Below are 591 nucleotides of genomic sequence, written 5' to 3' on the forward strand. Positions count from 1 at the left end.
AAACGGCCGATTTCACGGCGTAAATCATCAATGCGCGATGCATGGGAAGGGTGGGTCGACAGAATTTCAGGGGGTTGCCCGCCGCCGCTGGCTTTGTTCATGTTTTGCCAAAGCGCCACACTTTGATTAGGATCGAAACCGGCTTGTGACATCATTCGCAGCCCAATAATATCGGACTCCGATTCCTGCGCACGGCCATAAGGCATCAGAATGCCGTACTGTACACCAAGCCCGAGTCCGGCCATGGCCATTTCCTGATACTCAGTGCCACCGAGAGCGACGCTGGAGATCTGTAAACCCAGGTTGGCTAACTGAGTACGGGACAAGCGCTCGTTGCTGTGTTTGGCCAGCACATGACCAATTTCATGGCCGATAACCGTGGCCAGCTGATCCTGATTTTGTGCAACTTTCAGCAGGCCGGTGTACACGCCAATTTTTCCGCCGGGCAGCGCGAAGGCGTTAACCTGTTCACTGTCGAATACAACCACTTCCCAGCTAGGTGCTTCTGGCTGACGACCAAGCGATGCAGTTAAAGCACGGGTGACACACTGAACATAGGCATTAACCTGAGGATCAGTATTGATCTTTTCC

General features: G+C 53.3%; 1 protein-coding gene. It reads right to left on the minus strand.

The features are described 5' to 3' along the window. The coding region (locus ACYP03_RS23905) for a M48 family metallopeptidase (RefSeq protein WP_459782348.1) at window positions 1–591 on the minus strand (591 nt) is incomplete at both ends.

It is taken from the genome of Photobacterium sp. R1, from assembly GCF_054600795.1.